This window comes from Deinococcus alpinitundrae, assembly GCF_009982895.1.
In the GTDB taxonomy this organism is placed as follows: domain Bacteria; phylum Deinococcota; class Deinococci; order Deinococcales; family Deinococcaceae; genus Deinococcus; species Deinococcus alpinitundrae.
Genome location: NZ_WXZL01000009.1, coordinates 149,592 through 174,072, shown reverse-complemented (window position 1 = coordinate 174,072; position 24,481 = coordinate 149,592). Strand labels below are relative to the sequence as shown.

Below are 24,481 nucleotides of genomic sequence, written 5' to 3'. Positions count from 1 at the left end.
AGCAGCAGTGAAGTTGATAAGTTTGCCTTTGCTAGTTCTCGCAATGGCTTTGAAGTCTCGAAAGACTTCCTTTTGCTCCGGGCGGCTAAAGCCCTCGGCTGTGAATCTGGAGTCCATTCGGGGGAATGAACCGTTCACGCCTCCCTGTCAGGAGGACCGTCATCGTCACTTACCGTTCAACTGTCATGTGTCCCGCCTCGCTCGGAGGCTCAGAAACAATACACCCCACCCCCAAATCTGTCAACCCCTAAATCTGAAGGCTATCGAAAAGCCTGTCCAGAGCGACAGATTAGCGACTATGGGGGGCAGTCGCTCTATCTAAATGCTCTAATCCGGAGACACAATGCGTTCGGAAATGTGAGTGCATACGCAAGAGCGTCATCGGCCCGCTTCTGAGGAAACTTTGGCTGATGAAGTTTCTCGGAACGTTTGGACCAAAAAAATCCCGCCTGAGCCGCAGCCAGGCAGGACGATTAGACGCTTGAAATCAGCGGCTGGTGTTGTTGCGGGTAGGGTCAACGTGTACCACAGGCGGTGAGCGGCGGTTCAGCCCCGCCAAGCCCGCCAGGCCCAGCAGGCCCAACAGGCCCCAGGGGAACTCGCGGGTATCGGCTGTGCCATTGTTGTTGGTATCAACCACACCGTCGCCGTTGGGATCGAGGGTGGTGCCCGTCGTGGTGGTATCGGTCGTGGTCGTATCGGTACTCTGGGCAGCAGCAACCGGGAAGGCGACCAGGGCCAGGCTTAAGAGAAGAGCTTTATTCATCAGTTTGTACTCCTTGTCTTCAAAAATAGAGAGCTGTTTTTAAAGAGTGTCACCAGCTCGTCCTGGTACACCAAGATTGTGACGTGCCGTGACCGGGAGTGTCTGAGACGCTCCAAACCAAAGATTCATTTCTAAATAGAGTATGAAATCAAACAATTCTGACGGGCAACTTCCCGTGGGCAGCTATTTCAACGCTGGAATGATCTGTGCGTCGCGCACCAGCAGATCTGGAGAGCGCAGCACGCCAGGACGGGTGAGCTGCGCCTGCCAGCGCTGTCCGGCCACCCGCACCTCCAGTGTGCCGAGCGGCAGGTCGGTGAAGCCGTAATAGCCGCTCCCATCCGTGACGGTTCTGGCGAGCAGGGTACCGTTGGAGCTGCGGGCCTCGACGGGTCTGCCGCCGGGCTGAGCGCTGCCGGTGATTCGGCCCAGCAGAGCGTAACGGGTGGGTGGAGCGATATCCCAGAGGGTCGAGGTCAGCGGGCCGCCGCGCTCGGTCAGCGTCTTCCTGAGTACGGCGAAGCCCTGCGGCTGACTCTGCCCGTTCTTGTAGACGTCCACGCCCGGCGTGCGGTAGGCGTAGCCTACCCAGCCCAGCCCGGCACTCAGCGCCCGCTGCATCTGGCGGCGCGAGATGTCGGGGCTGTTGAGGTAGAGCGCTGTTCCCGCTGCCACCTCGGCCTTGCCACGCACGCTGAGGGCGAACTTGTTCCAGTCGTCGAACCAGGCGATGTGGTTGGGCACAAGGTCCTGCTTGTAGTTCATCAGCACGTTGAGGTCAATCAGGCCTTCCTCGGTCCAGGCGGGCCAGTTTTGCAGCACGTCGCTGTAGGTACGGCTCTTCTGGAAGCCGCTGAGGTCGGTGGGTGGTGCGCCGTAGGTGATGGTGGCCGCGCTGGTCCAGACCTGGGGCTTGAGGCGGCGGGTTTCCAGCACCACTCGCCGCACCAGTGCCGTGATCTGCTCACGCTTCCAGTTGGTCCAGGTGGGGTCGCTCGGTATCGGCGTGCCCTTGCTGCCAGTTTCGGCGCGGTAGCGGGCCAGGGCCTGCGGACTGTAACCCCACGCGCCGCCGTCGGGGTAGCGGATGCGGTCGAGCTGAATGCCGTCGACGTCGTAGTTCTTGACGATGCTTAGGATGCTCTGAATCATGAAATCGGCGGCCTGGGGAATGCCTGCGTCGAGCCAGATGTCCGAGCCTTCGAGGTAGCTGCCGTCGGGGCGGCGGTTGACCCACGATTGCAGCCCGGCGGCGGGGCCATGGGCTTTGAGGATGTGCTGCGGACTGGTGTTGGGCGCGGCGGCGTTGCCCGCGCCGGTCACGCTGACCCAGGCGAACACCCGGATGCCCTGGGCGTGGGCCAGCCGGAGCACCTCGGCCAGCGGATCGAAGCTGGGGGTCAGGTCGCGGTCGCTGGCACGCGGCACGCTCGAGCGGCTACACAGACAATCGGCGCGGCGAATAGTCTGCACGAACAGGGTATTGACGCCGAGTGCGCGGGCGTCCTTGACCATCTGCGCTACCTGCGCCGGGGTCTTGAGGCCGGGGCCGAAGGCGTCCACCCACAGGCCCCGCACCGCGCCGAGTTCGGCCTGGGCCGGGTCGGGCACCGGGATCGGCAAGGCAGGTGGCGTGACAGGCAGGGTCACGGGCGGCAGCGGCGGACCGATCAGCGGGGGCGTGGCGGCGGGCGGAGTCAGCGGCGGCAGCACCGGCCCTATAAACGGTGCGGCGACTGGCGGCGTGAGGGGAGGGAAAAGAGTGGTGCCCTGAGAAGGTGTGATCTGGGAGCTGGACGGCAGCAGAATCGGCGCGGACACGTCGTCTTCAGTGGAGCCGTCTGGCAGCGGCGCTGCTTGAATGGGCAGTGCCGGGTCCGGGCTGTTCGGGAAGCTGGGCGTGGAACTCTGTGCGCTGCCGCCGCCCACCAAGGCCATCAACAGGGTCAGCAGCAGGGCGGGCCGGAGTGGCGTGGTGCTGGCGTGCGGGGGTTGGCTATGTGGGCTTCTCACGCGGTATCGGGTCTACGCTAGCGCACGGAGCTGGTCGGGGCGTGAGCGTGGACACCGAACGCCTGCACCGCGTTCCGGTTCCGCTGTGCCTTCCAAGGCCCACAAAACGCACAGTCGGCCCCAGGGGTGCGTGCTAGTTTTCCGTTATCTATGCCTAACGACACAGCACTGCCCCAGACCGTCGGCGAACTGCTTGGCCTGCCCGAGTACGCGGGCCGTGTACCCTTTGACGCCAAGAGCCGCCGCGTGCAAGACGAGGTGCGCGAGAACCTCAAGCGCAAACTCCGCAGCGGCGAGACCCTGTTTCCCGGCGTGGTCGGCTACGACGACTCGGTGGTGCCGCAACTGATCAACGCCCTGCTGGCGCGCCAGAACTTCATTCTGCTGGGATTGCGCGGTCAAGCTAAGAGCCGGATTCTGCGCGCCATCACCTCGCTGCTCGACCCGCAGGTACCCGCCATTCATGAAAGCGAGATCAGCGACGATCCGCTCAATCCCATCAGCGTGCAGGGTCAGGAGTTGCTGCGCGAGCACGGCCACGATCTCAAGCTCAAATGGATCGCCCGCGAAGACCGCTACGTGGAGAAGCTGGCGACCCCCGACGTGACGGTGGCCGATCTGATCGGTGACGTGGACCCGATCAAGGCCGCCAGGCTCGGCACCGCGCTGGGCGACGTGCGCAGCATGCACTTCGGCCTCTTGCCGCGTGCCAACCGGGGCATTTTCGCGGTCAACGAGCTGGCCGACCTCTCGCCCAAGGTGCAGGTGGCGCTGTTCAACATCCTTCAGGAAGGCGACGTACAGATCAAGGGCTACCCGGTGCGGCTCGAACTCGACGTGATGCTGGTGTTCAGCGCCAATCCTGAGGATTACACTGCGCGCGGCAAGATCGTGACCCCCCTCAAGGACCGCATCGGCTCGGAAGTCCGCACCCACTACCCCAAGACGGTGGACGAGGGCATGTCGATCACGGCCCAGGAAGCCACCCGCGACGCCTCGGTGACGGTACCGGGCTATATGGCCGAGCTGATCGAGGAGATCGCTTTCCAGGCCCGCGAGGATGGCCGAGTGGACAAGCTCAGCGGCGTGTCGCAGCGCTTGCCGATTTCGCTGATGGAAGTCGCCTCGGCCAACGCCGAAGCCCGCTCGCTGCGACTCGGCGACGAGCCGGTGGTGCGCGTTAGCGACGTGTACGCGGGCCTGCCCGCCATCACCGGTAAGCTCGAACTCGAATACGAGGGCGAGCTGCGCGGCGCGGACGTGGTCGCCAAGGACATCATCCGCAAGGCGGCGGGGCAGGTTTACGGCCGCCACTATTCCAGCGCCGACACGAAAGCCCTGGAGAAGTGGTTCGACGACGGCAACGTGTTCCGTTTCCCGCAGGCGGGCAATGTGGCTGCCGCGCTGAAGGCCGCTGCCGCCGTGCCGGGCCTGAGCGCCTTGGCTGCCGAGGTCTCGGAGCAGGCTGGGGACGCCCACCGGGTCAGCGCCGCCGAGTTCATTCTGGAAGGACTGTACGGACGCAAGAAGCTCTCGCGGGCCGAGGAGAGCTATGCCGCCGCCGAGCCGGAAGCGCCGCGCCGCGCTGGGGGCCGCTGGAACTGAGCTGACCGGCTCCGCTCAAAATTCAGAAGAAGGGCGGGAAGGAGCAGGGTGAAGCGGTTGAGCACTCTACTCCTTCCCGTCTCCAGCTTGCGTGCGGGCAGAGGGCCATCTCCACTGCAGAGGCCCATTTTGACATCGAAATAATTTGGCGGCTCACGGAAAGCAGGCCCGCCCAACACCGCTGTCTCGGCTGGTCAGAAAGGTTTTTCTACGCAGATTATTCGCCAGAAGCTGGACAGGTAGCCGCTTCCGGGCTGGAACGGCCAGGTCATGCCCTAGCATGGGCAGCAGGCCCGGCTCAGGTGGGGACTGCTTGCTGTCCGGTTCGTTTCGTTCGTCGTTTCTGAAATTCAAGGAGCCGCATGACTTCTGCCCACACTGCCACTGCGCCGCCGGTTCTGGAACTGCGCGCCGTCACCAAACGCTTTCCCGGTGTGATCGCCAACGACAAGGTGAGTCTGCACCTGAATGCCGGTGAGGTGCTGGCCCTGCTCGGCGAGAACGGCGCGGGCAAGAGCACCGTGATTTCCGTGATGTACGGTCTGTACCGGCCCGACGAGGGCGAGACGCTGGTAGACGGACGGGCCGTGACGATCGGCAGCCCGGCCCAGGCGCTCAAGCTCGGCATCGGGCTGGTGCCGCAACACCCCATGCTGGTGGCCCGCCACAGCGTGGCCGAGAACCTGGCGCTGGGCGGCGGCAGCGCCTTCTTTCCGGGCCGCAGTGTCGCCGGGCGCATCCGTGAGCTGTCGGAGAAGTACGGCCTGGGCGTCGATCCGGGGGCCAGGGTGTCGCAGCTCTCGCCCGGCGAAAAGCAGCGCGTCGAGATTCTGCGTTCTCTTCTGCGCGGCGTGAGGGTGCTGATTCTGGACGAGCCGACCAGCGTGCTGACCCCCCAGGAAGTCGGCGGCCTGTTTCAGGTGATGAATGAACTTCGCAAAGACGGCAGGAGTCTGGTCTTCATCTCGCACAAGCTCGGCGAGGTGTTGGAAATCACCGACCGGGTGACGGTGCTGCGAAAAGGCAAGGTGACCGGCAACGCACCCACGCGGGGAGCCACCCGCGAAACCCTGGCCGAGATGATGGTGGGCCGCTCAGTGAGCTTCGAGCGCAAGCGCCAGACGCCCGATCTGAAGGCGGCCCCAGTACGGTTGGCTGCCCATGATCTGCAAGCCCTCTCCAGCCGGGGCCTCCCGGCCCTGCGTGGGGTGAATCTGGAGTTGCGGGCTGGCGAGATCGTTGGGGTGGCGGGCGTGGCGGGCAACGGCCAGAGCGAACTCGTCGAGGTGCTGGCCGGGCTGCACGACCTTCAGGGCGGCCAGATCACCCTCGACGGTGTGGCGCTGGGCCGCAACGCCCGGACCATTTTCGAATCCGGCGTGGCACACATCCCCGAGGACCGCATTCACATGGGCACCGTGCCGAGCATGAGCGTGGCCGAGAATCTGGCGCTGCGCGACTACGCCAAGCCGCCGCTCTCGCGCGGAGGGGTGCGCGATCTGGGGGCACTGGACAGCCACGCCCGGCAGATGGTCAACACCTTCGACATCAGCACGCCGGGTGTGGGCACCGCCTCGCGGCTGCTGTCGGGCGGCAACATCCAGAAGATCATTCTGGCCCGCGAACTGGGCGACCTCTCGGGGCAAGGCGGCGCGAAGGTGATTCTGGCAGTGCATCCGACCTACGGCCTGGACATCGGGGCCACCGAGCAGGTTCACCGCACGCTGATGGACGCTGCCGGGCGCGGGGCCTGCGTGCTGCTGGTCAGCGAGGACCTCGACGAGTTGCTGGCCCTGTCGGACAGCATTGCGGTGATGTATCACGGTGAACTGCTGGGGCCGTACGACGCGGCGACCGCCACTCGCGAGGGCATCGGGCTGATCATGGCCGGGGGTGCGGCCAGCACAGACGGCACGCCGCACGGAGCCGGGCCGGGCGACCTCAGCGTGCAGGCCGGGCCAGATGAACCCAACCACACACGCGGGCTGAAGGCATGATCCGCTTTGTGCCGATTGCCGATCCGCCGCGTGGACGGGTGATCTGGGTCACGCTGGCGGCGTTGGTGTTCGCGCTGGTGGTGGCCGGGCTGATCTTCCTGGCGGCGGGCACCAACCCCTTTGAGGCGTACTCGGCCATGCTCCAGGGCACGGTGAGCGACTGGAGCGGCTGGTCGGAGGTGCTGCGCCGGGGCACGCCGCTGCTGCTCATCGGTATCGGCCTGACCCTGGCCTTCCGGGCGCAGTTCTTCAATATCGGGGCCGAGGGCCAGCTCTTGCTGGGGGCCATCGCGGCGGGCGGCATCGCCCTGTTCACGCCGCTGCCGCCGCTGGTGATGCTGCCTGCCATGTTCGTGGGCGGGGCGCTGGCGGGCGGGCTGTGGGCGCTCATCGCCGCCTTCCTCAAGACCCGGCTGCGGGTCAACGAGATTCTGACCACCCTGATGCTCAATTACGTCGCCACCTACCTGCTGATCTACCTGATCAACGGCCCCTGGAAAGGCAAGAACGTGCGCGGCTTCATTTACAGTGACGACTTTCCCGACTTTGCCCAGTTGCCCACCCTGCCCGGCACCCAGGTCGGCTGGCCGACGTTGCTGCTGGGTGTGCTGCTGGCGGTGGGCCTCCAGTGGTTCCTGGGGCGCAGTACCGGCGGCTACGAGCTGCGGGTCGCGGGCGAGAACCCCGAGGCGGCCCGCTACGCTGGAATCAGCGTCAGCAGCGTGCTGTTCAAGATGGCGATGGTCACCGGCGGCGCGGCGGGCCTGGCGGGTGTGGGCGAGGTGGCCGGGATTCATCACAAGCTGCTCGAACCCAGCCAGATTTCCTCGGGCTACGGCTTTACCGCCGTCATCGTGGCCTGGCTGGCACGCGGCAACCCGCTGCTGTGCCTCATTACCGCGCCGCTGATGGGCATCATTTTGGCAGGCGGCGACGTGCTCAAAATCAACTTGAACCTGCCGTTCCGGATCACGGATGTGTTTTCCGGCGTCATTCTGATGAGCCTGATCGCCAGCGAGATCTTCGTGAAAAACAGAGTCAAGTGGGGCAAATGAGGAGGCACCTATGGACGAACTGCTAAACGCCCTGCTGCGCGCCCTGGCCTTCGGTACCCCGCTGCTGCTGGCCTCGCTCGGGGCCGTCATCAACGAGCGGGCTGGGGTGGTTAACCTGGGGGTGGAGGGCATGATGGCGCTCGGCGCGCTGGCGGGCTTCGCGGTGGCCTACGGCGACGGTTCGCCGGGCAGCGGTAGCATCGCGCTAGGCATCGTCGCGGCAATGGCGGCGGGCGGACTGGCGGCCCTGCTGCACGCCTTTATCACCATCACGCTGCGGGCCAACCAGTTCGTATCGGGCCTGAGCCTGACCTTGCTGGGGCTGGGCGTGGCCGGGCTGCTCGGCAAGAAATACGAGGGCTTTCCGCTGTTCGGGCAGCCCAACCAGTGGCCGTTTACTATCGGGGCCATCGTGCTCGCCTTGCTGCTGGCCTTCTGGCTCACCAGCACCCGTGCGGGTCTGACCCTGCGCTCGGTGGGTGAGAACCCCGCCGCCGCCGACGTGCTGGGCCTGAACGTCAACCTGATCCGCTACGGAGCCGTCGCGTTCGGCGGTGCGCTGGCCGGGCTGGCGGGCGCGTACCTGTCACTGGTCTACCGCCCTTCCTGGACCGACGGGATGACGGCAGGTCTCGGCTGGATCGCCGTGGCGCTGGTCATTTTCGTGGGCTGGAATCCGCTGCGGGCCATCTTCGGTTCCGTCTTCTTCGGCCTGCTGTACTACCTGCAATTTCGGCTTCAGGGCAAGACCTTCATTCCCACCGAGTTCTTCGCGGCCATGCCGTACCTGTTGGTCATCGTGGTCTTGGCCTTCGCGGGGCTGCGCGGCCAGCAGGGGGCCGCGCCAGAGGCATTGGGCCGCCCGTACACCCGCGGCGAACGCTGAGCGGTGGCAGCCCGGGCCGCACGACGCGCATGGTTTGCCAGTCAGGTTGGCAGCAAGGTAAGCCGAACGTGCATTCCGTGCTGAAAATGCTCTACATTAAGCTCAGCTTCAGACACCCTCATCTTCTCGGAAGGAGAACCATGTCCAAGATCACCAAACTGCTTGCCCTCGCCCTCGCCCTCACTGCTGCCGCCACCACCCAGGCGGGCGCGCAGGACGCCAAGCTCAAGGCCTGCTTCATCTACGTTGGCCCGACCGGCGACATCGGCTGGAGCTACGCCCACGACCAGGGCCGCAAAGCCGCCGAGAAGGCGCTGCCGTGGCTGGAAACCCAGTATGTGGAGAGCGTGCCGGAAGGTCAGGCGCTGCCGGTCATCGACCGCCTCGCCAAGAACGGCTGTCAGGTCATCTTCACCACCAGCTTCGGCTACATGGACGACACCCTGGCCGCCGCCAAGAAGTACCCCAACATCATCTTCGCCCACAACGCGGGCTTCAAGCGCAACGCCAACATGGCCACCTACATGGCCGACTTTTACCAGGTCTACTACCTCAACGGCCTGGCGGCGGGGGCCCTGTCCAAGAGCGGCAAGGTGGGCTTCGTCGGTACCTACCCGATTCCTGAACTCAAGCGCCACCTCTCGGCCTTCGCGCTGGGCGTCAAGGCGGCCAACCCCAAGGCCAGCGTCAACGTCAAGTGGATCAACTCCTGGTTCGACCCGGCCAAGACCCGCGAGGCCAGCGAGGCGCTGCTCTCCGAGGGCGCAGACGTGCTAACCAGCGCCGAGGATTCGGCCACCGGGGTGCAGACCGCCGGGGCCAAGAACATCCCGACCTTCAGCCACTACAACCCGATGCTGAAATTCAGCCCCAGCAACGTGGTGAGCGGCCACATCGTCCACTGGGACAAGATCTACATCGACTTTCTGACCAAGGTCCACAACGGCACCTACACCACCAAGAACCTCGCCAACGTGGATTACTGGTGGCTGCTGAGCAAGGGAGCCGTCGAGATGGGCGCGGACATGAACATGCCCTTTACAGTCAAGTTCGCCGCGCAGCTCAAGGCCGCCAAGATGATGGTCGGCGGCAAGTCGGTCAGCGTCTACGACCGCATCACGGCGCTCAACGCCCAGATGAAGAAGGGCGAGAGCTTCGATCCCTTCACCGGCCCGGTCAAGGACCGCAACGGCGTGCTGCGCGTGCCCGCCGGTAAAACCATGAGCATCGGCGACCTCAACAACATGTCATGGGTCGCGCCGGGCGTAGTCGGCCAGGTCGCCGACGAGCCGAAGAAGTAAGCAAACCCACCTGAGCGAGCGCCGGGGCCGTGGGCCTGCGGCGCTCGTTTTTTGGTTCAGGGCGTTTCTAGCGGGCCGACTGCCGCACCTTGAGCGCCTCGTCAAGCAGCCGGGCGGCCACCTCGCGCTTGCTCAGGCGCGGCCACGCCTCGGCGGTGCCGTCGGGGCGCACCAGCGTCACCTGATTGTCGTCGCCGCCGAACGCCGTGCCCTGCTGGGTGGGGTAGTTGAGCAAGATGAAGTCGGCATTCTTGCGCCGCGCCTTGAGGGCCGCCCGCTCCACACCCGCGTGCGTCTCCATGGCGAAGCCGATCAGCACCCGCTTTGATTTGTGCTGCCCCAGCGCCGCCAGGATGTCGGGGTTGGGCACCAGTTGAATGCTGACCTCGCCCGCCGTCTTGGCTTCCTTCTCAGTTTTCTGCTCAGCGGCCCGGTAATCGGCCACCGCCGCCGTCATCACGACGATCTGGGCATCGGCGGCGGCGGCCAGCACCGCGTCATGCATCTGCACGGCGCTCTCCACCTTGACGACCGTGACGCCCGGTGGGTCGGGCAAATTCACCGGGCCGCTGATCAGCGTCACCGCCGCGCCACGTGCCTGAGCTTCCATCGCCACCGCGTAGCCCATCTTGCCGCTGCTGGGGTTGGAGATGAAGCGCACCGGGTCGAGGTACTCGCGGGTGGGACCTGCCGAGACGACGAGTTTGAGCCCCTGCAAATCCGGGGGGTGGGAAACCAGGGCCAGCGCCGCTGCTGCAATCTCCTCCGGCTCGGCCATCCGGCCTGTGCCCGTGCCCTCGCCCAGCGTGCCGAACGCACCCTGGGCAGGGCCGAGGAAGCTGTGGCCCCAGCTCTTCAGGGTGGTCACGTTGGCCTGCACTGCCGGGTGCGTCCACATCTGCTCGTTCATGGCCGGAACCCACAGTACCTGGCCGCGCACGCTCAGCAAAGTGGCGCTGGCCAGGTCGGAGGCCAGGCCGTGCGCGGCACGGGCCAGCAGATCGGCGCTGGCGGCCACGATGACCGTCACGTCGGTGCGGGCCAGGGTCAGGTGCTGGGCGTCGGGCCGCGCTTCGAACCAGGTCTCGTCGGTGGCGACCTGGCGTCCGGCGGCGGTGGACAGGCTCAGCGGTGTGATGAACTCAAGGGCGGCGCGGCCCGCGATCACGTCTGTTTCGAAGCCCGCCTCGCGCAGTCGCCGCAGGGTGCTGGGCGCTTTGACGGCCGCCATGCTGCCGCCCACGATCACCAGGGCATGCTGAGAGGGATTGGAAGTGGTCACGGCTGCGAGTCTAGCGCAGGCCCAAAAAAGCCGCCTACCCGTGAAGGCGGCGGCTCTGACCCATTGATTCAAGTGCGGCGGTGAGCCCCCGCTCCCCGAACTTCAGTCGCGCTCGCGCTCGCGCTCGGCGGTGAGCTGGGCTTGCAACTGGGCCTGCTTCTGGCGCTGGTAATCTTGCTGGAAGCGGCTTTCGTCGATGAGCTGCTCGCCCACCGTCAGCTTGCCGGTGGCGAGTTCACGCATGGCCTGGGTCACCAGGTTGTGGGTCTTGGCCTTCACGTCAGGGGCCAGCACGCTCGGCGCGCCGGACTTGAGCTGAATGGCACGCTTGGCCGTCACCACAGATAAGCGGTACTTGCTGTCGGTCAGGGAAAGGAGCTTGTCGATATCTTTTTCGGCCATACCTACCTCGGTGAAACGGATTTGAATGAAGACGCTGAACAGTAGCGGTTTGAACTCAACGTCGAAGAGGAACTTGAGTGGGCGCGCGGCTCGGACTGGGCCGAGCGTTCAGCCGCTTATTCTAGCGCATTTTGCCTGGCCTGCTGTCCGCAGCTTGCCCTGCGGCGCTGGCCTGGGCTAGCATGGCCCCGGAGCGTGGGCCGTGTGCCGCATTAAGGGCGCTCAGCCACGCGAGAAAGTCAGCAGACAAGGCAGGTGACGACGTGATCAGCGAGAACGAACAGCCCCCCAGTTCGGCTTTCAAGCCGCGCCGTCTGCCATGTTTCCCACTTTCCCGCGTTTTGCTGAGCGCTTCGGCCTGGAGGCTGCCATGCCCTGCCCCACTTGCCCTATCGATGCCCTGATTGTTCTGACGGCTCCTGCCTTCCGCCTTGCCGGGCCTCCGCCGGGCGGCTGTCGGTGCTGACCTACTACCGCAGCGTAGGCGGCAAACTGACCACGCTGGACGCCTATACCGACGGCTGCTGGATCGACGCCCTTTCGCCCAGCGCCGAGGAACTCGCCCGCGTGGCGCGTGAAACTGGCCTCGATCTCGATTACCTGAGTTACCCGCTCGACCCCGATGAGCGAAGCCGCTTCGAGCGCGAGGACAACCAGCTCCTAATCATCATGCAGACGAGTTACCGGCTCGGCGAGGACTCGGACATTCCCTACGACACCGTGCCGCTGGGCATTCTCCACAACGACCACTGCCTGGTCACGGTCTGTTCGATGCCCAATCCGGTAGTCAAGGACGTGCTCAGCGGCCTGGTGCGGCAGGTCAGCACCGCCAAGAAAAATCGCCTGACGCTGCAACTGTTTCTCAGAAACGCCCAGCGGTTTCTGATTGATGTGCGCCACATCAACAAGCAGGTGGACCGGACCGAGGACAAGCTGGAAAATTCGACGCGCAACCAGGAACTCCTTGAACTCCTCAAGCTTGAAAAGAGTCTGGTGTACTTCATGACCGGTCTGCGCGCCAACGAGGCGATGATGGAGCGGGTCAAGCGCGACCGCATCTTCGAGATGTACGAGGAAGACCAGGACCTGCTCGACGACGTGCTGATCGAGAACTTGCAGGCCATCGAAATGGTCGGCATTGCCAGCAACATCCTGACCAGCATGGCCGGAGCCTTTGCCAGCATCATCAGCAACAACGTCAACCAGGTGGTCAAGTTTCTGACCATCAGCACCATTCTGATCGCCATTCCCACCCTGATCACCGGCATCTTCGGCATGAACGTGCCGCTGCCCTTTCAGGACAAGGCCTGGATGACGCTGGCGATCTTCGTATTCATGGGGCTAGCCCTGAGCCTGGTGGTCTGGCTGATGAAGCGCTTCGACGTGTTCTAGGTAATTGCTGATCTTGTCAGGGCACGGCAAGTCACCCCGGCGTAGTCTCGCGGCATGGGCACCTGGGGACTGCTGGGCGGAATTCTGAGTTTTGCCATCGGGGTGGTGCAGCTCGCTTCCGGTGACTGGCGCGGCGCGCTGTGGTCGGTGCTGGGCGTGGGCCTAATGTACGTGCGGGCACGCTGGCGCTGAACTGGCAGCGCGACACTGACCTCATGAAACCTTGAGAATCGCTGCGATGAAGACCCTCTGCTTACTTATCGGCCTGCGTCGGCTACCACTTCGACCTCAAATGCGGTGAGTCGAAATCCGCTGACGCCCGGCGATGTGTATGGCAGCAGCTGTGTCATCAGCAGGCCCTGAAGAGAGAATCCAGCCGCGCCCTACCACCAGCCCCGGCGCTTGAAATAGGCGGCCATCAGCGCCGCCGTGAGCAAGAAGCTGCCCCAGGCCAGCGCGTAGCCGTAGTGCCACTGCAATTCCGGCATCAGTTTGAAGTTCATGCCCCATACCCCCGCCAGAAAGGTCAGCGGCAAGAAGATGGTGCTGACCACCGTCAGGGTGCGGATCACCTCGTTCATGCGCTGCGACTGAAAGCCCAGGGCGGTATCGAGCAGGTTGGTGAGTGCTTCGCGCTGGGCATCGAGCCGCGAGACGGCTCGGTCGAGGTTGCCGAGCGCGTCGCGGTAGCGAATCTGGTCGCTGCCCTCGGCATGGCCGTGCCGGACCAGCAGCAGCACCGCCTCGCGCGCCTCGCTGGCCAGGTGGCGCACCCGCGAGAGGTTGTGCTTGAAGTTGAACACTGCACTGGTCACGTTGAGGCGCTCCTCTTGAAAGACCCGCTCCTGCAACGACTCGATGCGTTCTTCCAGGGCGTCGGCGTAGGCCGCGAAGGTGTCGGCCCCTTGATCGATCAGCTCGTAGGCAACCTCAGCGGGCGTGTTGACCGAATCGCGCCCCACCAGTCCCCAGACCGCGTCCAGATAGATGGTGCCGTGACGGGAGTAGGTGAGGATACTGCCCGGCAGACCCGGCGGGGGTGCCGTTTGGCCGGGGCTCGTCTCGCTGAGGGCGGCGCTGCCGGGAAACACGAAGAGGCTGATGCGCTCGGTGAATTCGTCGCACTCCTCGGCGCGGGCCAGGGTGCGGTAGGTCAGAAAATCGTGGGCCGGGTACGTCTCGAAGCGGCTCCAGTGGCCTTCCTCGCGCGCGTCTTCCAGGGCCAACGGGTGCAGCGGAAAGAGGGCCTGAATCCGCGCCATCTCGTCCGGCTCGGGGGCCTGCACATCGACCCACAGGCCCTGCGGCAGCGTTCCGGTCGCCAGAGTGGAGACATCGACTTCCTTGCCGCCGAGCGTCTTGGCGCGAATCACCCCTCCATACTACGCTCCCAGGAATGGGCGCTATGCTGCCTGGCGTGACTTGGCAAGGAGCCGTGCTGGTGGCCCTCGGCGGCGCGGCAGGCGCACTGGCCCGCTACAGCCTGGGCCTGTGGATCGGCTCACTGGGCGCGCGCTCTGCCTGGGCGACCTTCCCCGTCGCCACGCTGCTGATCAATGTGAGCGGCGCGTTTGCACTGGGGTACCTGCTGACCCGGCTGGGGCTGAGTGGCCCGGCGCGCGCCGCCTGGCCGCCGGAGCTGCGCCTCGCGATCGGCACCGGCTTTCTGGGAGCTTACACCACCTTTTCCACGTTCAGCGTGGAAACGGACACCCTGCTGCTGCGCGGCGAATGGATGCGGGCGGCACTTTACGTGCTGCTGACCGTCGTGGTCGGTCTGGCGGCGGCCGTGCTGGGCCGGATGGCGGCGCTGCGCTGACCCGCTGCTTTGCCGCGCAGATCACGGGTGGCCCGCCGCGTTCACGCTACCCTGCTTTCATGCCTGCCGCCGCCCCACAAACCTCCCTCAACCTGCGCGATCTGCTGGCCTACGTCGAGCAGGTGCTCTCCCGAGGCATTCCCGGCGCGGTGTGGGTGCGTGCCGAGATCGCCTCAATCACTGACCGCCGCCACCTCTACCTCGATCTGGTGCAGGTGGGCGCAGACGGGCGCGAGATCGCCAAATGCCGGGCGACGTTGTGGGCGCGCGAGCGCTTCGCGCTGGAAGGCAAATTTCGCCGGGCCACCGGGGGCGGCCTGATGGCGGGCATGAGCGTGCTGCTGTTTGTCACCGCCGAGTTTCACCCGCAGTACGGTTTCTCTCTGCACATTCTGGACGCCGCGCCGGAATTTACCCTGGGCGACGCGGCGCTGCGACTCGACGAACTTCGCAAGACGCTGGCCCGCGAGAAGCTGCTCGGCAAGAACCGCAGCCTGCCCACACCGCAGGATTTCACCCGGCTGATCGTGCTGAGTCCGGCGGGTGCGGCGGGCCTGGGCGATTTCCGGGGCGAGCTGGACCGCCTGGAAGCGGCGGGTGTGCTGGACGTGGTGTATCTGGAAGCCACCTTTCAGGGGCAGGCGGCCGAGGCCAGCTTGCTCCGGGCGCTTGAGCAGGCCCAGGCTGTCCACGAGCAGCAGAGCGCCGACGCCCTGGTGATCATCCGGGGCGGCGGGGCCAGCCTCGATCTGGCCTGGCTCAACAGTGGAGCGCTGGCCCGTGCGGTGGCGACGTTTCCCCTGCCGGTCATCACCGGTATCGGGCACGCCCGCGACGACACCATTCTGGACGAACTCGCCAATGTCCGCACCGACACGCCCAGCAAGGCAGCGGCCTATATCGTCGGCAGCATTCTGGAACGGGTGCAGGAAAGCGTGGACGCTTACGCGGTGGTGCGCTCGCTGTGCCGCGAGGCCCTGCGCGACGCAGAAAGCAGCGCCGAGCGCCGGCACGAGGGCGCGCGCCGGGCCGCCCTGCGCCGCGCCGACAGCGAGGCCCAGCGACTGGACGCCGCGATGCGCCAGGTCCTGGGCCTGACCCCCGAGCGCACCCTGGCGCGCGGCTACGTGCTGGTGCGCGACGCCGAAGGGGGTGTGCTGACGCGGGCGGCCCAGGTCGAGGCGGGGCAGGCGCTGCGACTGGGCTTTCAGGACGGGGAAGTGCGGGTGGTGGCGCAGGGTTAGCGCTCCTCCAGCCAGGCGAAGAGATCGACGCTGTTGCCATCCGGGTCGGTCACGGTGGCGTAGCGCTGGCCCCAGAAGGCGTCGTAGGGCGGCGCTTTGACGACAAATCCGGCGGCTTGCAAGCGCTGACAGGCCGCGTCCACCTCGGCGGGCGTGCTGGCCCCGAAGGCCGCACCGATTCTCGCCTGCCCGGCAGGCGGAGCCGTCCAGTCCCCGTAGACCTGACGCACCAGGGTCTCGGTTTCCCAGGCAATTCGCAACCCGTTCACGCTGATCTCCACGTGGTCTTCCGGTTCACCCGCTGCATTGAGGTGGGCCTGGTCGGCAATCGGCAGGCCCAGGGTGCGGTAGAACGCCAAGCTGCGCTCCAGCTGAGAAACGACGAACGACAGGTAATTGAGGGCAATGGTCACCGCGAGACCTCGTGGAAGGTGAGCGCGTGGCCGTCCAGCGTCTGAAGGCTGAACATCACTCCGAAAGGACCGGGTGTGGGTGCAGTCAGCAGCTGTGCGCCGCGCTGCGTCAATTGTGCGTGGTAAGCCCTGGCGTCCGGCACACCGAACCAGACGCTGACGCCCACGCCGAACGGTGGCTGCTGGGCCTCGTGCGGCTGCGGCAACCGCACGGCCAGACTGGCTCCGCCTGAATGACGAAAGACGGCGGCACGGGGCGGACTGCTCTCTGCCAGATCGAAGCCCAGCACCTCGGTGTAAAAGCGGCGGGCGGCGTCCAGGTCGGCGGTATGCAGGGCGACGAAATCCAGGTTGGTTCGGGTCATGTCATGTCTCCTGCACTCAGCTTGAGCCGGGGCAGTGACAGCCCCCTGTCAGCAGCGGCTGTTCACGGCTCGGCAAGCATGGCCCGCGCCTCAGCCCGCACCGTCTCACGCAACTCCGGCGGCTCCAGCACCCGTGCCGCGCCGCCCCACGACAGCACCCAGGGCAACACGCTGGCGATGTCGCGTGCCCGCAAGGTCACAACGATGCCCTCTCTCTCCTCGCGCCGCCCAGTCTGAAAGAAGCTGGGGCGCTCGCTCAGGGTGCGGCTGAGAAAAGCCGGAAAGCGCAGCACGAAAATCTGACGCGGCTGTTCGGTTTCGGGGTCGGGTGCGGGGGCCCGCGCGCTGCGCTCGAAGTGCTGCGCGGTGAGCTGCGCCGCCTCGATCCGGTCCACCCGGAAGGTGCGGTCCTCACCGCGCTCCGGATCGTGGGCGCGCAGCAGCCACACTCCGTTGACCCGGGCCAGGCCCTGGGGTTCGGCGCGGCGCAGGGCGGGTGCCTGGTGAAGCTTGTGGTACTGAAACACCACCGCGCGGCGCTCCAGCACGGCCCGGCGCAGGGTCCCGAGCGCGGCTGAGGTCGGCGGTGAGGTGTCCACCAAGCGTACCCGCTCGCGCAGCGCGTCCACGTCCTGACGGCGCCCCTCCGGCAAGGCCGCCCGGACTTTCTGAGCGGCGCTGTCGGCGGCGCGGGCGTAGTCGGCGTCGAAGAGGTGACGCGCGGCGTCCAGCCCGAAGCTGAGCAGACTGGCTTCCTCCAGCGTGAAATGCAGCGGCGGCAGAAAATACCCCGGCATCAGTTGGTAGCCGCGCCCCGGCAAGCTGATGACCGGCACGCCCGATTCGCTCAGGGCCAGCACATCGCGGTAGACCGTGCGCAGACTGATACCGAAGGTGGCGGCGAGTTGAGCGCCGCGCGTCCACTCACGACCCTGGAGTTCGAGCAGCATCGCCAGCAGACGGTCGGTGCGGTTCACGGCCCTGCGTTCCGTGCTACTTTGTCAGCGCCCACGCGAAACTCTCTCTCGCCCGCGCTTTCATGGCGCTCACCTCGTTCCAGTCGGGCTGACGCTCGGGGCTGAGCAGTGCCAGCAAAGTCGCCGGATCCACGTCCGTCGGCACACTGACGGCCCCAGCGTCTGAGCAGAATCCGCTGACCTTGGGATCGTAACTCAGGCCCACGAAGGGTATACCCGCCGCCGCCGCCAGAATCAGGGCATGGAGCCGGACCCCGGCCACCGTGCCCGCTGCCGCGACGGTGTCGAGCGCCACCTGCGGTTCTCTGGTGCTGACGACCTCGTCCGTGCCGAGCGAGTGGGCCGCCGCATCGTCCTCGTGTGGATAGAAGCTCAGGGCCACGCTGCGCTGCCCCTGCGCCCTGAGGTCGCGGACCAGCGCTTGCAGGCGCTCGGTGGCGTCGGGCACGTCGCCGCGCGGAGCCAGCACCACCGTCCTCTCATCGCGCAGTATGCCCCCGCTGGGCCGCAGCAGCAGCGCCGGGTCGCCGCCCAGCACGCTCTCGATGCCCAGCTGGCTCAGCCTCTCCTGGCTGCGCCGGTCGCGCACGATGACCTGCAGACCGCGCAGGGCACGGGCCACCTGCGCGCCCCCCGAGTCGCTCAGCGGCCCGATGCTCTGATTGAACACCACCGGGCGCTTGCCCAGCAACCGGGCTAGCCGGATCACGCCCAGGTAGTAGGTCAGATTTCGGGCGCTGGTCTTGTCTTGCAGCAGGCCGCCGCCGCCGGAGAGCAGCACCTGGCAGCCCATCACGGCCTTCAGAAGAGAGAGTGGGTTCATCCGCGCCGCACTCCGGCAGCCATAGAGCCGGGCCGTCTGATCGGGTGTCTGCGAGAGGAGTGTCGGCACGTGGCCGGCGGCCTGCAGCTCGCGCGAGATCGCCAGGGCAATTGCCTCGTCGCCAGTGTTGCCGAAGCCGTAGAAGCCGCTCACCGTGACGTTCAGGGCTTGATCCCCAAGTCGCCGAGGCCCAGCGTGTCGTCGGCGCGAATCTCGGTGGTTCTCATCTCGGTGCGCGGCACCAGCGGGCGGCGCAGGGCGCTGGGTTGGGCCGCACTGGACTGACTAGCAGGCGTGCCCGAGGGCGGACGGCCCCCGTTCCACCCGCCGTAATTGTTCCAGATGCGGATGACCAGCCTGAGCACCCAGACCCCGATGTAGCCGAGCAGCAGCCCGGCGGCCAGCCCGATCAGCGCCCGCGTGAGGCTGATCAGAAGCGGCGTGTGAAAGTGCGAGAAGGTGTTCAAGATGCTGGCCTGACCTTCCAGGCCGCCCAGCAGCGCCAGCATGGTGAAGTAGCCGGGCAGGGTGCCCGACAGCCCCAGCAGCAGCAGCGGATGCCCGAAGACTTCCTTGAAGCGCGGGCGAACGATGGCGTCCTGAAGGTCCTGGCGAATCTTGGCCTCGGTGTCGCTCACTCCCACTGCCGAGGTGTTGCCTCGACGCAGCACCGCCACCGCAAAGGCCCCCAGCGCCACGCCCATCATGATCACGTCGCCCAGCTTGAGCCGCACGGCAAACAGATCGGCAATGGTCTGGCGGATGTCCTGGCGTGGCAGGAAGCTCAGCGCGACCAGACCGATCGGCAGCACCAGCGTCAGGCCCACGCCGCTGAAGGGGTCCAGGCCCAGCATGCTGTCCTTGTCGGTGCCCAGCGCGCTGACATACAGCACGCCCAGCAAGCTGAAGCCGGTGGCGACGTACCAGTCGGTCATCTGTTTGCGCCGCAGGATCAGCCCCAGCGCCGGGAAGGTGATGGCCGAGACCAGCGCCATGCCCGGATACGGCTGAAAGCCGTTGAGCCCCAGCGCACCGAGCAGGGCCAGGCCCGCCACGATCAATCCCAGGCGCGGCAGCGGGTAGCTCAGCGCCAGCAGCAGGAGGGCAGCCAGTGTGCCGAGCATGCTCAGCCACCTCAGGGCGTCGCTGGGCGCGTAGTTCTCGATGACCGGCTGGGTGATCTTGATGTTGCGGTCGGCCAGCAGCTTGGTCAGGTCGTTGAGAAAGAGTTCGGTCTCGCCCTGGGTTGGGAAGGGGCGCAGGTACAGGATGCGCTGGGTGCGTTCGCGGGCGGCCAGCGCGAATTTGCTGGCGACCTCGACCGGCGTCAGGCTGTTTTGCCAGCTCGGATTCAGGCTGAACATCCTCGCAGCGGTGCGGTCCTTGATCAGATCGGCCAAGCCCTGCTGAACGCTGTTCTCGATGATGGTGGGCACGCGCTTGCCCAGCCGGTCACTGATGTCCTGCAGCACCCTGGCGTTGCCTGCGCCGATCACTTCCGCGCCGGTAAATGAGACGAACGGCACGTCCGGCCAGTTCTTGCCGGGGTCGCGCACCCGCTGATCGCCGTAAGGCCGGTAGACTACCACGAAGCCCTGGGCTTGCAGCTGCTTGATCTGCTCGGTGTTGGGGCCGGCCGGGAGGTAGCGTGGGTCCACCGCCCAGCCGACCCACTTCTGCCCGGCCACGTTGACGGTGTTGGTGTTCAGCGGCTTGTAGATGGCAGCGGGCAGCTCTTTGCGGTCTTCTTTGGCGAACGCGAGGTTGTCGGCCTGCGCCTGGCTGATCTCGCCCGCGTTGGAGATGTAACCGAAACTGCTGACCAGATTCTCGACCACGCCCGGCTTGATCGATCGCATGTACGACCACTCGGGATCAATGCCCTTTGCGCCGGGATTGCGGGCCTGCAACTCGCCGCCGCTCAGGAAGTAGGCCTCGCCGTGCTGAATGGTGGAGGCCACCACGTCCTCGAAGACCGCCACGCCGTTGACGCCCAGTGATTTGTAGCGCAGCAGCAGGGCGTTGGGGTTCTGGCCGGTTTCCTTGGCCTGCTGCGAGAGCGCCGGGTAATCCATCACCAGCGCCACGTTTTTTTCGCTGTTTTCAAATTGAACGCGGCTGACGGCCAGCCACCCGGCGGGAATCAGGCTGAGGGCCAGCACCCCCAGCAGTAGAGGCTGAAAACGGGAGCGGGTCGGCGCGGGCAGGGCGCTCAGGGCGTTGGCGGGCGGGGTGGAGCTGGCGTTGGTCATGGACTGTCCTTGATCGGGAGGCGGGGTCAGGTGAAGCGCGGAGCGCGGGTTGAACAGGAGGGCCGCTCAGCGCCGTACACCAGTGAGCATCAGGTGCAAGCCACTCACTGTATCAAGGTATTCTAAAGACCTGGCGAATTGAAACGGGCCGGAGTTGGATGAGGGCGTGCCGACAGTTGGGCTGCTGTTACAGCAGCGCCGCCCGGATGCGGGCCGAGAGCATGTCGAGCGCCGGTTCGTTGAGGCCGCCGTGCTGGATGATCACGTCGGCGTAGCGCTTGGTGGGTTCCACGAAACTCAGGTGCATCGGGCGCACATATTCGAGGTACTGGCTGATCACGCTCTCCTGGCTGCGGCCCCGCTCACGGGTATCGCGTTCCAGTCGCCGGATGAACCGCACGTCGGGGTCGGCGTCCACGAAGACCTTGAGGTGCAGCTTGTCTCTCAGCTCGGCGTCATATAAGGCAAAAAATCCTTCCAGCACCACCACCGGAGCGGGCAGCACCGTCAGGGTCTGGTCCGAGCGGGTGTCTCTGGTGAAGTCGTAGCTGGGCATGTCGATCGGCACGCCCGACAGCAGGGCGCCGAGGTGGTCGCGCAGTAGCACCCAGTCAAAGGCGGCGGGGTGGTCGTAGTTGGCGGCCCGCCGCGCTTCGGGCGCGATGTCGGCCTGGTCGCGGTAGTAGTTGTCCTGGTTGAGCACCGCCACGCCCGAGGCCCCCACCGTCTCGATGACACGCCGGGTCACGGTGGTCTTGCCGCTGCCTGAGCCGCCCGCCACCCCAATGACGAAGGGGCGGCGGTGCGCTGGGTGAGGCGGCTGGCCCGTCATGGCTGCTCCGGCATCTCAGCTCCGCCCCAGCGAGCCGATCAGCTCGATGCGGCGCTCGGCCAGCTTGCGCGCCACCAGGTGCGGCGGCTTGTGGTGCTGCTCGGCCAGCGCGGCGATGCGCGAGACGACGCCGTAGATCTGCTCTCCGGCCTGCTCGACGCTGAGGTTGCGTGCCGAGGCGATCAGGCCCGCGCCGTTGATAGCGAAATCGGGAATGTAGGCGATTCCGGCCTCGCGGGCAAGTTCCTCGCTGGTGCGTGAGAGGGGGTGATGCTCGGCCCCGGCGATCAGGCGGCACTGCAACCGCGAGACGTCCTGGCTGCGGATGCTGTAGCCGAAGGCGCACGGCGCGAGGATGTCGCAGGGCGAGTCGAGTAGCTCGTCCACGCCCATGACCTGCACCTCGAGCTGGCTTCTGAGTTCCTCGGCGCGCTCCGATTGAACGTCGGCCACGCTCAGGCGGGCACCCTCGCGGTGCAGCAGTTCGGCCAAGAGCCGCCCCACCGTGCCCACGCCCAGAATCGCCACCCGCACGTTGCGCATGCTCTCGCTGCCGAGCGTGAAGCGCGCCGCCGCCTTGATGCCGCGGTAGACGCCGTAGGCGGTGGCGGCGGCGGTGTCGGTGTTCATGCCCATGGTGCTGCTCGTTTCCTGGGCCACGTAGGCGATGTCCTGCCCCGAGACCCGCACGTCCTCGGTCAGAATCAACCGGCCCCCGAAGTGGCTGATCTGGCGTCCCAGCGCTCGGAACAGCGCTTCGCGGGCATGGCCCTGGGCGTCGCCGCCCTCCTCGGTCAGCAGGTTCTCGGGGCTGATCAGTACGCAGGCGGCCCCGCCGTAATTCAGTCCGGTCAGCGCGGCCTTGAGGGTCATCGATTCGCTGAGTGCCAACGCGCCCTTGAGCACCAGGTCCTCGTCAAGCGCGACCAGACGACACCCGGCGATGGCTGGTCCCAGCACCGTGGAGTGAATGGCCAGCACCGCCTGCAAGCCGCTGGGGGCGTGCGAGAGCAGCGTGACCTGTTCGTGCCCACGCCGGTGCAGTTCGTCAAACATCAGCATCTTCGTCGCTCCCCGGCCCGCCCGGTCCCGGCCTCACAGGGAGGCAGTCGGGCGCAGCGGGCACCTTCTCGCAACGCTAGCATGCCTCCAGGCCACCCGCACCAGGGGATGAGATTTGTAAGACACGGCGGTTTAGAGTGATGCGGAATTGAACACCCCACCAACCACCCTTCCCCCCGATCAGGTTGGCGGCCCGGCATCAGCAGGGAGCGGCGATACCCGCACCGACTTCCGAGGACGCGCCCGCTGGACGACCTAGAAACCGAATCCCGTTTCTGTAGCGCGCGATCAGCAGACGCAACACCGCAAGAGAATGTTCACCGGGCAGTGCCACGAGAGCGACATTGCCCCAGAAGGATGTGAGGAGAGACATGGAAACAATTGCGCCACTGGCGAAAGTTCTGGCCGAGGCAAACGGAATCGAGTGGCGTTCGCTGCAGGGCACCGGTGAGGCGGGCCTGATCACTGAGTCCGATATTCTGGGCTACCTGGCCCGCGTCATGAGCGGCGAGGAAGACGCTCCGCTCACCCCGGTTGATCCGATGCCCTCGCCCGCCGAACTGGCCGCCTACTCGTCGCCGGAGCTGCTCAGCCGTGCCGGAGTCGAGCCGGAGCTGGCCGAATTCCTCAAGGCCCAGCAGGGGCAGATGCAGGACCTGGCCGCGCCCGCGCCGGTGGTGGTCTCCCCCACGCCCCCCGAGCCTGTGCTGCCTGAACTGGAATTGGACGAACCAGAGTTGGCCGAACCCGTGCTGGCCGAACCGGTGATGCCGGAACCGGTCATGCCCGAGCCGGTGTTGGCCGAGGTCGAGCCAGAGCTGGAGCTGGAGCCGGTCAGCCTGGAGCCGATCACTCCAGAACCGATTACCCCAGCGCCAGTCATCAGCCCGGAGCCGCTGCCGATGCCTGCCGAGCCGGAGCCAGCGCCGCTGGTGGCCGCCGAGCAGTCGACCGACGCGCAAGACGACGAGTTCGAATTGGAAGACGAGGCACCGATGCCGCCGCCAACCGCCCCGACTGCACCCACCAAGCCTGCGGCGACGGGCGGCCTGCTCAGCGGCTTGCTCTCCAGCTTGTACCGCCGCAACGAAGTGCCCAAGCCCGACTCAGTTCAACCGGTTCAACCGTCCGCTGCCCAGCCCATGCCCGTCCAGGCGACCCCGGCGCAGCCTACCTTCACGCCCGCCGCCTCGGCCCAGCCTGCCATGATCCAGCCCGCCGAGATGGAGCACCGGACCCGCGTGCCGGACATGCTGCCGGAACCCGAAGTCGCCGCGCCGGAGTACGCCGACGTGGTGCCGCCGATCGGCAGCGACTCCAGCTTCGACGAGCGCCCTGTGCCGCCCGCCCCGCTGCTGGGCGAGGTCATCGAGCCGGAAACCGTGCCGCAAGCGGAGCTGCCAGTGCTGGCCGAGCCGCAGACCGTCCCGGTCATGCCCGTGCCGCAGCCCTACGTGCAGCCGCAGGCCGCCGTCTGGTCGGGCACCTATCTGCGCCGCAACACCGATCTGAGCGCCATGCTCAGCGCCCGCGAACAGCTCACCGAACTGCTTGGCGACCTGCCGCTCACCTTGATGGTGGCCCGCGCTGCCCAGCGCCACCTGGGGCTGCTGAACCTCTCCAGCCTGTCTGTCGCCAACGCCCAGGGCCAGGCCCTCGACGCTGACCTCAGCGGCGATCTGCGCGGCGGAATCAAGGCGCTGCAAGGCGCCCAGCCGGGCACGGCCCAGGCCGACCTGCTGATTCTCGACGCCGGGGCGCTCGACCTCGACGATCTGCACTACCCGCACGCCGTCACGCTGTCGCTGGGCCGCGTGGTGGACGGTCAGGCCGCCCTGAGCCTCAACGGCGACATTGACGTGCAGCAGGGTGCGCGCTTCCTGGCAGAGGTCTCGGCGCTGCTCGGCGCGCCGGTCAAGCTGCTGGTGTAAGCAAGCCGGGCGGGGCGCACGATTCACTGCGCCCCGCCTTGTCCGTACCGCCATCATCCTCACT

At 66.4% G+C, this 24,481-nt stretch carries 22 protein-coding genes; 10 read left to right on the top strand and 12 right to left on the bottom strand.

Annotated elements, in window-relative coordinates; genetic code table 11:
* Positions 1-487 precede the first annotated feature (487 nt).
* Both GUI70_RS10815 and GUI70_RS10810 read right to left on the bottom strand, forming a co-directional pair.
* On the bottom strand, positions 488-766 hold the full coding sequence (locus tag GUI70_RS10815) for a WGxxGxxG family protein (RefSeq protein ID WP_161882315.1): 279 nt from the start codon (positions 764-766) through the stop codon (positions 488-490).
* Between the two features lie 183 nt (positions 767-949).
* The gene (locus GUI70_RS10810; protein WP_237724840.1) at positions 950-2,779 is read right to left on the bottom strand and encodes a glycoside hydrolase family 10-like protein; all 1,830 of its coding nucleotides are present in this window, start codon (positions 2,777-2,779) and stop codon (positions 950-952) included.
* A gap of 150 nt (positions 2,780-2,929) precedes the next feature.
* Here GUI70_RS10810 and GUI70_RS10805 point away from each other — a divergent pair, with 150 nt between their 5' ends.
* From GUI70_RS10805 to GUI70_RS10785, 5 genes are all read left to right on the top strand, one after another.
* Positions 2,930-4,384 (top strand): sigma 54-interacting transcriptional regulator, encoded by a 1,455-nt coding sequence (locus tag GUI70_RS10805; protein ID WP_161882314.1) that lies wholly within the window; start codon positions 2,930-2,932, stop codon positions 4,382-4,384.
* Positions 4,385-4,746: 362 nt separating this feature from the next.
* Positions 4,747-6,381, top strand: a complete 1,635-nt coding sequence (locus GUI70_RS10800) for an ABC transporter ATP-binding protein (RefSeq protein ID WP_161882313.1) — start codon at positions 4,747-4,749, stop codon at positions 6,379-6,381.
* A complete protein-coding gene (locus GUI70_RS10795) occupies positions 6,378-7,436 on the top strand; it encodes an ABC transporter permease (protein WP_161882312.1) in 1,059 nt (352 codons plus the stop codon). The genes GUI70_RS10800 and GUI70_RS10795 overlap by 4 nt, the downstream gene beginning before the upstream one ends.
* 10 nt (positions 7,437-7,446) lie before the next feature.
* A complete protein-coding gene (locus GUI70_RS10790) occupies positions 7,447-8,322 on the top strand; it encodes an ABC transporter permease (RefSeq protein ID WP_161882311.1) in 876 nt (291 codons plus the stop codon).
* A 140-nt stretch (positions 8,323-8,462) separates the two neighbouring features.
* The gene (locus GUI70_RS10785; protein WP_161882310.1) at positions 8,463-9,623 is read left to right on the top strand and encodes a BMP family ABC transporter substrate-binding protein; all 1,161 of its coding nucleotides are present in this window, start codon (positions 8,463-8,465) and stop codon (positions 9,621-9,623) included.
* Positions 9,624-9,690: 67 nt separating this feature from the next.
* On the opposite strand, the gene coaBC is transcribed toward GUI70_RS10785, so the two are convergent.
* Together coaBC and rpoZ are read right to left on the bottom strand one after the other, a co-directional pair.
* Positions 9,691-10,905: a bifunctional phosphopantothenoylcysteine decarboxylase/phosphopantothenate--cysteine ligase CoaBC gene (gene coaBC, locus GUI70_RS10780; RefSeq protein ID WP_272952868.1), complete on the bottom strand. Its 1,215-nt coding sequence runs from the start codon at positions 10,903-10,905 to the stop codon at positions 9,691-9,693.
* A gap of 102 nt (positions 10,906-11,007) precedes the next feature.
* A complete protein-coding gene (gene rpoZ, locus GUI70_RS10775) occupies positions 11,008-11,307 on the bottom strand; it encodes a DNA-directed RNA polymerase subunit omega (RefSeq protein WP_161882309.1) in 300 nt (99 codons plus the stop codon).
* Between the two features lie 459 nt (positions 11,308-11,766).
* On the opposite strand from rpoZ, the gene GUI70_RS10770 reads away from it, so the two are divergent.
* Both GUI70_RS10770 and GUI70_RS10765 read left to right on the top strand, forming a co-directional pair.
* Positions 11,767-12,699, top strand: coding sequence for a magnesium transporter CorA family protein (locus GUI70_RS10770; protein ID WP_161882308.1), 933 nt, complete (start codon positions 11,767-11,769; stop codon positions 12,697-12,699).
* 54 nt (positions 12,700-12,753) lie between these two features.
* A complete protein-coding gene (locus tag GUI70_RS10765; protein ID WP_161882307.1) occupies positions 12,754-12,891 on the top strand; it encodes a hypothetical protein in 138 nt (45 codons plus the stop codon).
* A 191-nt stretch (positions 12,892-13,082) separates the two neighbouring features.
* On the opposite strand, the gene GUI70_RS10760 is transcribed toward GUI70_RS10765, so the two are convergent.
* On the bottom strand, positions 13,083-14,072 hold the full coding sequence (locus GUI70_RS10760; RefSeq protein ID WP_161882306.1) for a magnesium transporter CorA family protein: 990 nt from the start codon (positions 14,070-14,072) through the stop codon (positions 13,083-13,085).
* Between the two features lie 44 nt (positions 14,073-14,116).
* On the opposite strand from GUI70_RS10760, the gene crcB reads away from it, so the two are divergent.
* Both crcB and xseA read left to right on the top strand, forming a co-directional pair.
* Entirely contained in the window at positions 14,117-14,518 is a 402-nt protein-coding gene (gene crcB / locus GUI70_RS10755) for a fluoride efflux transporter CrcB (RefSeq protein WP_237724839.1), read from the top strand.
* Between the two features lie 59 nt (positions 14,519-14,577).
* Entirely contained in the window at positions 14,578-15,762 is a 1,185-nt protein-coding gene (gene xseA, locus GUI70_RS10750) for an exodeoxyribonuclease VII large subunit (RefSeq protein ID WP_161882305.1), read from the top strand.
* Here the strand turns inward: xseA and GUI70_RS10745 are convergent.
* The 7 genes from GUI70_RS10745 to GUI70_RS10715 all read right to left on the bottom strand — a co-directional run bounded on the left by GUI70_RS10745 (position 15,759) and on the right by GUI70_RS10715 (position 22,486).
* Entirely contained in the window at positions 15,759-16,175 is a 417-nt protein-coding gene (locus tag GUI70_RS10745; RefSeq protein ID WP_161882304.1) for a VOC family protein, read from the bottom strand. The two genes, xseA and GUI70_RS10745, sit on opposite strands and share 4 nt — an antisense overlap.
* Positions 16,172-16,540, bottom strand: a complete 369-nt coding sequence (locus GUI70_RS10740; RefSeq protein ID WP_161882303.1) for a VOC family protein — start codon at positions 16,538-16,540, stop codon at positions 16,172-16,174. The genes GUI70_RS10745 and GUI70_RS10740 overlap by 4 nt, the downstream gene beginning before the upstream one ends.
* A gap of 62 nt (positions 16,541-16,602) precedes the next feature.
* Complete coding sequence (locus GUI70_RS10735) at positions 16,603-17,517, bottom strand: helix-turn-helix transcriptional regulator (protein ID WP_161882302.1); 915 nt, start codon at positions 17,515-17,517, stop codon at positions 16,603-16,605.
* Positions 17,518-17,533: 16 nt separating this feature from the next.
* The gene (gene csaB, locus GUI70_RS10730) at positions 17,534-18,505 is read right to left on the bottom strand and encodes a polysaccharide pyruvyl transferase CsaB (protein ID WP_161882330.1); all 972 of its coding nucleotides are present in this window, start codon (positions 18,503-18,505) and stop codon (positions 17,534-17,536) included.
* Complete coding sequence (locus tag GUI70_RS10725; RefSeq protein ID WP_202630452.1) at positions 18,502-20,592, bottom strand: DUF5693 family protein; 2,091 nt, start codon at positions 20,590-20,592, stop codon at positions 18,502-18,504. Before GUI70_RS10725 ends, csaB begins: the two co-directional genes overlap by 4 nt.
* A gap of 187 nt (positions 20,593-20,779) precedes the next feature.
* Entirely contained in the window at positions 20,780-21,424 is a 645-nt protein-coding gene (gene udk, locus GUI70_RS10720; protein WP_161882301.1) for a uridine kinase, read from the bottom strand.
* Positions 21,425-21,439: 15 nt separating this feature from the next.
* Entirely contained in the window at positions 21,440-22,486 is a 1,047-nt protein-coding gene (locus tag GUI70_RS10715; protein ID WP_161882300.1) for a Glu/Leu/Phe/Val dehydrogenase family protein, read from the bottom strand.
* A gap of 371 nt (positions 22,487-22,857) precedes the next feature.
* On the opposite strand from GUI70_RS10715, the gene GUI70_RS10710 reads away from it, so the two are divergent.
* Positions 22,858-24,417, top strand: coding sequence for an E3 binding domain-containing protein (locus GUI70_RS10710; RefSeq protein ID WP_161882299.1), 1,560 nt, complete (start codon positions 22,858-22,860; stop codon positions 24,415-24,417).
* Positions 24,418-24,481 lie beyond the last annotated feature (64 nt).